We start from the raw sequence: 7857 nt of genomic DNA on the forward strand, positions 1-7857 counted from the left end.
TTCAATATGAGTGGTGCCTGACACACCGCCTTCGCGAGCAGGCTCGCTCCCACAGGTGACCTGCTCCCGCCTGTAGATCGCGTTACATATGAAAAGCCCGGCGCTCATCACTGAGCGCCGGGCTTGTTTACATCAGGAGCAATCAGGCATCCAGCTCGGCCCAACGCTCCACCAACGCATCCAGCTCGGCCTGCAATTGCTCCAGCGAAGCAATCACTTTGGCCGTTTCCGCCGGCGGACGCTGATAGAAACCGGCTTCAGCCATTTCGGCTTCAACCGCGGCGATCTGTTGCTCCTTGGCGTCGATGTCGCCCGGCAAGGCTTCCAGCTCGCGCTGCAGCTTGTAGCTGAGTTTTTTCTTGGCAACCGGAGCAGCAGCGGCAGGCGCAGCCACCGGAGCCGGCTCAGCGGTAACCACCGCCGAGTTCAGGTCAGCCTTGCCCGACTTGCTTTCAGTCACGCCCAACAGACGCGGCGAGCCGCCCTGACGGATCCAGTCCTGATAGCCGCCGACATATTCACGAACCTTGCCTTCACCTTCGAAGACCAGGGTGCTGGTCACCACGTTATCGAGGAATGCCCGGTCGTGGCTGACCATCAGCACGGTGCCGTTGAAGGTCAGCAGCACTTCTTCGAGCAGCTCGAGGGTTTCCACATCGAGGTCGTTGGTCGGTTCGTCGAGTACCAGCAGGTTCGCCGGTTTGCTGAACAGCTTCGCCAGCAACAGACGCGCACGCTCGCCACCGGACAACGCCTTGACCGGCGTGCGTGCACGCTGCGGGCTGAACAGGAAGTCGCCGAGATAGCTCAGCACATGGCGGCTCTGCCCGTCGATGTCGATGAAGTCGCGACCTTCGGCGACGTTGTCGATCACGGTTTTTTCCAGATCCAGCTGATGGCGCAACTGGTCGAAGTAGGCGACATCGATACGCGTGCCCTCTTCCACTTTGCCGCTGGTCGGTTGCAGACCGCTGAGCATCAGTTTCAACAGAGTAGTCTTGCCGGTACCGTTAGCGCCGAGCAAACCGATACGGTCGCCGCGCTGCAGGACCATGGAGAAATCCTTGATCAGGAACGGCCCGCCCGGATGCGCGAAGCTCACGTTCTCGAGCACCATCACCTGCTTGCCGGATTTGTCGGCGGTTTCCAGCTGGATGTTGGCCTTGCCGGTACGCTCGCGACGCTCACTACGCTCAACGCGCAGGGCTTTGAGGGCGCGCACGCGACCTTCGTTGCGAGTGCGGCGGGCCTTGATGCCCTGACGGATCCACACTTCTTCCTGAGCCAGACGCTTGTCGAACAACGCGTTGGCGGTTTCTTCAGCGGCCAGCGCGGCTTCTTTGTGCACGAGGAAACTGGCGTAGTCGCCGTTCCAGTCGATCAGGCCGCCGCGATCCAGTTCGAGGATGCGCGTGGCGAGGTTTTGCAGGAAGGAACGGTCGTGCGTGATGAACAGCACGGCGCCCTGGAAATCTTTCAGCGCTTCTTCGAGCCAGGCAATCGCACCGATGTCCAGGTGGTTGGTCGGTTCGTCGAGCAGCAGCAGATCGGGCTCGGACACCAGCGCCTGCGCCAGCAGCACGCGACGACGCCAGCCGCCGGACAACTCGGCGAGGGTCTTGTCGGCCGGCAGTTGCAGGCGGCTCAGGGTGCTGTCGACCAGCGTCTGCAAGCGCCAGCCGTCACGGGCTTCAAGGTCGTGCTGAACGTGCATCAGCTTGTCCAGATCGGCGTCGGTGACGATGTTCTGGCTCAGGTGATGGTATTCGGCGAGCAAGGCGCCAACACCATCGAGGCCTTCAGCGACCACGTCGAATACCGTCCGGTCGTCGGCCACTGGCAATTCTTGCGGCAATTCGCCGATTTTCAGACCGGGGGCACGCCACACCGAGCCGTCATCGGGCTTCTGGTCGCCCTTGACCAGTTTCATCATGCTGGACTTGCCAGTGCCGTTGCGGCCGATGATGCACACCCGCTCACCACGGGCGATCTGCCAGGACACCTTGTCCAACAACGGCATAGCGCCGAACGCAAGGGACACATCGCTGAATTTGAGCAGGGTCATGAGCTTCTCCAAAAACCGGGCGCGCATTCTACCTGACTTGAGGCTTCAGCAGGCCGGCAATTTGTCTGTCGAAGCACTCTGCACAACATTTGTTGCGAACTTGTGCAGCGAGGCTCGCAAAGCTTTCGCCGCTTGCTGGCAAAAGGCTAAGCTACAGGCAATTCAGTGCGGATTTCGATCGGCACTTGTCATGATTTCTCTGCCCGGATGTCTCATGCGCAGTCGCCTTTTCAGTGTTTTGTCCTGCTTGTTTCTTACCGCCGCTGCCGCTCAATCCGTCCAGGCGGTGGACTTGTCCACCCAACGCCAGTATTACGATGAAGCCAAGCGCGCCTTGGCCAAGGGTGATACCGGCCCGTATTTCCGTTACAGCCAGGCGCTGGCCGATTATCCGCTGGAACCGTATCTGGCCTACGACGAGCTGACCGCGCGTCTGAAGACGGCGAGCAACGCCGAGATCGAGAAATTCCTCGCCGAACACGGTGATTTGCCGCAGGCCAATTGGATGAAACTGCGCTGGTTGCGCTGGCTCGCCGACCGTGGCGACTGGGCGACCTTCGTCAAGTATTACGATCCGAAGCTGAATTTCACCGAACTGGACTGCCTCAACGCGCAGTACCAGATCAGCCACGACAAGAAAGCCGAAGGGTATGCCAGTGCGGAAAAACTCTGGCTGACCGGCAAATCGCAACCGGCTGCGTGTGACGCGCTGTTCGGCATCTGGGCCGCCGATGGCCAGCTCACCGAGCAAAAACGCTGGGAGCGCACCAAACTTGCCGCGCAGGCACGCAACTATCCACTGGCCAACAGCCTGATCAACGGCCTGACCACCCTCGCCCCGCGCGGTCGCTTGCTGGTCGACGTGGCGCAGAAACCCGAACTGCTCAACCAGCCGTCGCGCTTCACCCCGGCCGACGAGCCGATGTCAGACGTCGTCAGCCTCGGCTTGCGCCGCCTCGCCAGGCAGGATCCGGACAAGGCCATGGCTTTGCTCGACGGTTACGCCAGCAGCATGCATTTCTCTCGTGATGAAAAAGTCGCGATTGCTCGCGAGATCGGCCTGACCCTTGCGCGCCGCTTCGACAGCCGCGCGCTGGACGTCATGACCAAATACGATCCGGAGCTGCGCGACAACACTGTCTCGGAATGGCGCCTGCGCCTGCTCTTGCGTCTGGCACGCTGGAATGATGCCTATGAGCTGACCAAACGTCTGCCGCAAGACCTGGCCACCACCAACCGTTGGCGCTACTGGCAGGCGCGCAGTCTGGAACTGGCCGAGCCACAAAACCCGCAAGCGCTGACCCTGTACAAGAATCTGGCGCGGGAACGAGACTTTTACGGCTTCCTCGCCGCAGACCGTTCACAATCGCCTTACTCGCTGAACAACAAGCCGCTGGTGCTCAGCCAGGCGTTGATCAACAAAGTCCGTAACACCCCCGGCGTACGTCGCGCGCTGGAGTTTCATGCACGCGGGCAGATCGTCGACGGGCGCCGCGAGTGGTATCACGTCAGCCGACATTTCAATCGCGATGAAATGGTCGCACAGGCCAAACTGGCCTACGACCTGAAATGGTACTTCCCGGCGATCCGCACCATCAGTCAGGCACAGTACTGGGACGATCTGGACATCCGCTTCCCGATGGCGCACCGCGATACCCTCGTGCGTGAAGCCAAGGTGCGCGGCCTGCATTCGAGCTGGGTGTTCGCCATCACCCGGCAGGAAAGCGCCTTCATGGATGACGCGCGCTCCAGCGTCGGCGCCAGCGGCCTGATGCAATTGATGCCCGGCACGGCCAAGGAAACCGCGCGCAAGTTCAGCATTCCACTGGCCTCGCCCCAGCAAGTGCTCAATCCAGACAAGAACATCCAGCTCGGCGCCGCTTATCTCAGCCAGGTTCACAGCCAGTTCAACGGCAACCGCGTACTCGCCTCCGCCGCTTACAACGCCGGGCCAGGCCGCGTGCGTCAGTGGCTGCGCGGCGCAGATCACCTGAGTTTCGACGTCTGGGTGGAAAGCATCCCTTTCGACGAAACCCGTCAATACGTGCAGAACGTGTTGTCCTACTCGGTGATCTACGGGCAAAAGCTCAACTCGCCGCAACCGCTGGTGGATTGGCATGAGCGGTATTTTGATGATCAGTAACGGGTAATGCCGGTTACGTAGAAGCCACCGAAGACAGCGATCTTTTGATCTGGCTCAACAAAAATGCCCGCACTGGAATGCGGGCATTTTTTTAGCGCAGCAGATCTATCTTTTCGCCTGCACGACCTTAAGCTTGCCCTCCTCTGTGAGCAGGTATTTCTGAACGGGACTGTTCGGACTTTGAGGATCCGTCATTTTGACCAATCCCGCTGCCAGTGCCGGTTTAAGGTAGTTGGATCTAAATGTCGCCTTATGTGTAAGACCCAATTCGCCCATCAGCTCACTGGTTTTCAGCGCCTGGTTTTGCAACGTTAGCAAAAGCCTCTTTACTGGGTCGGTTACTGGGTCGGTTACTGGGTCGGTTACTGGGTCGGTCACAGACTCGCTTTCGACGGCTTCGCGCAGTGCAAGACTCAACGCGTGGAGCATGAATTCAACAAACGGCGTCGATTCTGCCATCCGGTCCGCCGTCGAGAGCGCAGCGTAATAGGCGTCCTGTTGATCCCGGATAACCGCCTCAACTGGCAAGTAGGCAAGCACCGGTCGCCACTGACTAAGAATCAGAGTTTGCCAGAGACGCCCCATCCTCCCATTTCCATCCGCGAAAGGATGAATAAACTCGAATTCGTAATGGAAGACACAACTGATGATCAACGGATGCCAATCAGATGAGCCAAGCCATGCCAAGAGGTCATCGACCAGATGCGTAATCCGGCTCGGGGGGGGCGCCATATGCACCAACTGATCGCCTCGATAGATGCCAACGCCCGTACGGCGTAATTGCCCACTATCTTTTATCAAACCGTGCATCAATAACTCATGGGCTCGCAACAGATCAGGCTTGCTGCCCGGATTCCAGGTCGGCATCGACTCATACGCCGCAAAAGCGTTGTGAACTTCCTGTATCTCCTTGGGCAACCCCAGGACTCGACGCCCGGCAATGACCGCAGTGACCTGTTCAACACTCAATGTATTGTTTTCGATAGCCAGCGAAGCCTGAATCGTACGGATTCGATTGCTTCGACGCAGCTGAGGCGCCTGCCGACTATCGTCCACAGTCAAGAGCTGACCTATCTGTTCGCTGATTTCGGCGATCAGCGTAATCATTCGTGCAGTCAAGGTCAGCGGCGGCTGATAACGACTCATATCCTCATCCTGAAATCATGCAGTTCGTAATGATGCCCGATGTTGGCGCCATGCATCAGTTCTGTTTAGTCGCCTCATAACCATCATTAAACTGCAACGCCGCCAGCCGTGCGTACAGGGGATTGCTGGCGATCAACTCCTGATGTGTCCCCACCGCTACCAGCTTGCCTTGATCCATCACTGCAATGCGGTCAGCGTTCTTCACCGTGGCCAGTCGGTGCGCGATGACCAACGTGGTGCGGTTTTCCATCAGCGTTGGCAGGGCCTGCTGGATCAGATGCTCGCTCTGGGCGTCGAGGGCGCTGGTGGCTTCGTCCAAGAGCAGGATCGGCGCGTCTACCAGCAAGGCGCGGGCGATGGCCAGACGCTGGCGCTGACCGCCGGACAACCCGAGGCCGCCGTCGCCGAGATGAGTCTGATAGCCGTCCGGCATTTGTTCGATGAAGTCGTGGGCGTGGGCAATTCGCGCAGCTTCCTTGACCTGTTCAAGCGTGGCCGTCGGGCAGCCGTAGCGGATGTTGTCCTGCACACTGCCGAAGAACAATGCAGGGGTTTGCGAGACCAGGGCGAAACAGCGGCGCAGATCCAGCGGGTCAAGGCTGGTCAGCGGCACGCCATCGAGGAGAATCTGCCCCTCGCGTGGATCGTAGAAGCGCAGCAACAAGTCGTAAACCGTGGACTTGCCCGCGCCCGACGGCCCCACCAATGCCAGGGTTTCGCCCGCCCTTACCATCAGACTCAAGCCATCCACTGCGAAGCTTTGCGGACGTGACGGGTAGGAAAAACGCACGTCGCGCAGTTCAAGTTCTCCTTTGACTCGCGCTGGCAAAGTGACCAGTCCGGTCGACGGTGGCTGGATGATGTTTTCCGAGCGCAGCAATTCCGCGATGCGTTCAGCAGCGCCCGCAGCGCGTTGCAGTTCGCCGATCACTTCGCTCAGCGTGCCGAACGCGCTGCCGACAATCAGGCTGTAGAAAACGAATGCCGCCAGCTCGCCGGCTGATATCCGTCCCGCCATCACATCCATGCCGCCGACCCACAACATCACCGCCACCGCGCCAAGCACCAGCACGATCACCAAAGTGATCAACCACGCTCGCTGGAAAATCCGTTTGCGCGCAGTTTCGAACGCCTGCTCGACGGTCGAGGCGAAACGCTGCTCGTCCTGCACCTGGTGGTTGTAGGCTTGCACGGTTTTGATCTGGCCGAGGGTTTCCGACACATAGCTGCCAATGTCGGCGATACGGTCCTGGCTCTGGCGCGACAGATTGCGCACGCGGCGGCCGAAAATCAGGATCGGCGCGATCACCAGCGGCAGTGCAATCACGACAATGCTGGTCAACTTCGGATTGGTGATGAACAGCAGCACTACACCGCCGATCACCATCAGCAGATTGCGCAGGAACAGCGAGAGCGACGAGCCGATCACCGATTGCAGCAGCGTGGTATCAGCGGTCAGGCGCGACTGGATTTCCGAGCTGCGGTTGTCCTCGTAAAAGCCCGGATGCAGATACACCAAGTGATTGAACACTTGGCGACGAATGTCGGCGACCACGCGCTCGCCTATCCACGACACCAGATAGAAACGGGCAAAGGTGCCCAGCGCCAGTCCGAGCACCAGCAACATGAAAATCCCGATCGACTGATTGAGCAGATGCGGCGAACGGGTCATGAAACCCTGGTCTACCAACAACTTGATGCCCTGCCCCATCGACAGGGTAATGCCGGCGGTGACGATCAACGCGAGTAAAGCGCCGAAGGCATGCCAGCGGTAAGGCAGGAGAAAATGACTGGTCAGGCGCAGGGCGCGCCGGTGTCGGGAAGAAAGCATGGAGATCATGGAGTTCACGTCTGCGCAGATGGATCGGGCCAGCCTACAGACTCAGATGGGGTGGAACTCTGTAAATCACAATGAGTCAGGTTAAATATGCCCGGGATGTCCGGATGCTAGAAACGATTGGTCTAAGGTTGCGGTTGAGACGAGCGGTCATTTCTGTTTGAGTAGAGATGCCGCCCGCCGACAGACCGCAGGGAGTTGTCACAGCCTGGTCACGTGGCGGTTTTAACTTAGGCACACAACCTGATGAGGAGACAGGCCATGTCCTTGCAACACAGCAGCGAAGACAAGATTGAAGTGATCCGCACCAAACCCGACCAGTCTCTGGGTTGCTCGATTATCGATGAGCAGGGCCGCGAAGTACCGATCACTGAAGACATGATCCAGGACGCTTGCCGCGAACTGGAGAAGCGATTGGTCAAGCCTGCCGAACAAGAGTGATGTAGCCACCGTCTTCCCGACCCGGCCCTGATTGGCCGGGTTTTTTATATCTGCAATTCGGGATTGGTGGTCCGGCTTTCGCGAGCAGGCTCGCTCCCACCTTTAACTTTGCTGCACTGTAGATCCCCTGTGGGAGCGAGCCTGCTCGCGAAAAGGCCAGCGCTGATTCAGACAGCCACCGCCCCCAGCGCCTCAACAATCTGCCCCACCCCGGGCCCACACCAT

At 59.3% G+C, this 7857-nt stretch carries 5 protein-coding genes; 2 read left to right on the plus strand and 3 right to left on the minus strand.

Annotated elements, in window-relative coordinates; all coding sequences use genetic code 11:
• Positions 1–142 precede the first annotated feature (142 nt).
• Complete coding sequence (locus QMX86_RS26390; protein WP_039760799.1) at positions 143–2065, minus strand: ATP-binding cassette domain-containing protein; 1923 nt, start codon at positions 2063–2065, stop codon at positions 143–145.
• Between the two features lie 214 nt (positions 2066–2279).
• On the opposite strand from QMX86_RS26390, the gene QMX86_RS26395 reads away from it, so the two are divergent.
• Entirely contained in the window at positions 2280–4208 is a 1929-nt protein-coding gene (locus QMX86_RS26395) for a transglycosylase SLT domain-containing protein (RefSeq protein WP_122752135.1), read from the plus strand.
• A gap of 105 nt (positions 4209–4313) precedes the next feature.
• On the opposite strand, the gene QMX86_RS26400 is transcribed toward QMX86_RS26395, so the two are convergent.
• Complete coding sequence (locus QMX86_RS26400) at positions 4314–5354, minus strand: Fic family protein (RefSeq protein ID WP_282387105.1); 1041 nt, start codon at positions 5352–5354, stop codon at positions 4314–4316.
• Between the two features lie 55 nt (positions 5355–5409).
• The gene (locus tag QMX86_RS26405) at positions 5410–7194 is read right to left on the minus strand and encodes an ABC transporter transmembrane domain-containing protein (RefSeq protein WP_282387104.1); all 1785 of its coding nucleotides are present in this window, start codon (positions 7192–7194) and stop codon (positions 5410–5412) included.
• Positions 7195–7452: 258 nt separating this feature from the next.
• Between QMX86_RS26405 and QMX86_RS26410 the strand changes: the two genes are divergently transcribed.
• Positions 7453–7632, plus strand: a complete 180-nt coding sequence (locus tag QMX86_RS26410; RefSeq protein WP_024013646.1) for a PA1571 family protein — start codon at positions 7453–7455, stop codon at positions 7630–7632.
• Positions 7633–7857: the final 225 nt, after the last annotated feature.

It is taken from the genome of Pseudomonas sp. PS01270 (assembly GCF_029959775.1).
Lineage (GTDB): Bacteria > Pseudomonadota > Gammaproteobacteria > Pseudomonadales > Pseudomonadaceae > Aquipseudomonas > Aquipseudomonas atacamensis.

Bases quoted from the DNA above. Each gene is read 5' to 3' on its own strand.
- QMX86_RS26390 (WP_039760799.1), bottom strand. From the start codon at position 2,065: ATGACCCTGCTCAAATTCAGCGATGTGTCCCTTGCGTTCGGCGCTATG.
- QMX86_RS26395 (WP_122752135.1), top strand. From the start codon at position 2,280: ATGCGCAGTCGCCTTTTCAGTGTTTTGTCCTGCTTGTTTCTTACCGCC.
- QMX86_RS26400 (WP_282387105.1), bottom strand. From the start codon at position 5,354: ATGAGTCGTTATCAGCCGCCGCTGACCTTGACTGCACGAATGATTACG.
- QMX86_RS26405 (WP_282387104.1), bottom strand. From the start codon at position 7,194: ATGATCTCCATGCTTTCTTCCCGACACCGGCGCGCCCTGCGCCTGACC.
- QMX86_RS26410 (WP_024013646.1), top strand. From the start codon at position 7,453: ATGTCCTTGCAACACAGCAGCGAAGACAAGATTGAAGTGATCCGCACC.